This is a genomic window from Inquilinus sp. 2KB_23 (assembly GCF_052115705.1).
GTDB lineage: Bacteria > Pseudomonadota > Alphaproteobacteria > DSM-16000 > Inquilinaceae > Inquilinus > Inquilinus ginsengisoli_A.
In genome coordinates, this window is sequence record NZ_JBFRHF010000096.1 from 1 (window position 1) to 544 (window position 544).

The following is a 544-nucleotide window of genomic DNA, read 5'->3' on the forward strand; positions in this document are numbered from 1 at the left end:
CTCGCTGGCAGCCTCCCGATCCTGACCGCGCCACCCTCCAGGCCCTCGTCCTCACTCGCGACGACTTCGTCCGCCAGCGCACCGCCTTCTCGAACCGACGCCAGGCCCCCGGTGCCGAACCCGTCCGCCCTCACCTCGACGACCTCCTCGCCTGCATCGACCGGCAGATCAAGGCCATCGAGCTCAGGATCGCCGCCATCCTCAAGGCCTCCCAACCCCTCAAACGCGAYGCCGACATCCTCACCTCCATCCCCGGTATCGGCTTCAAGACCGCCGCCGACCTCCTCGCCCTCATGCCGGAACTCGGCTTCCTCGACCGACGACAGGCCGCGGCCCTCGCCAGCCTCGCTCCTCACCCTCGACAAAGCGGAAACACCAACGCCTACCGCCGCACCAAAGGCGGCAGACCCGAGATCAAACGCGCCCTCTTCATGGCCGCAATGGCCGCCAGCAACCATCACCCCACACTCAGGCCCTTCTTCCTCAAACTCCTCGCCAACGGCAAAAAGAAGCTCGTCGCCCTCACTGCCCTCATGCGCAAGCT

General features: G+C 66.7%; 1 protein-coding gene. It reads left to right on the top strand.

Features of this window, described 5'->3' with window-relative positions; genetic code table 11:
• A partial coding sequence (locus tag AB4112_RS36060; protein WP_441727297.1) for a transposase occupies positions 1-544 on the top strand: 544 nt, incomplete at both ends.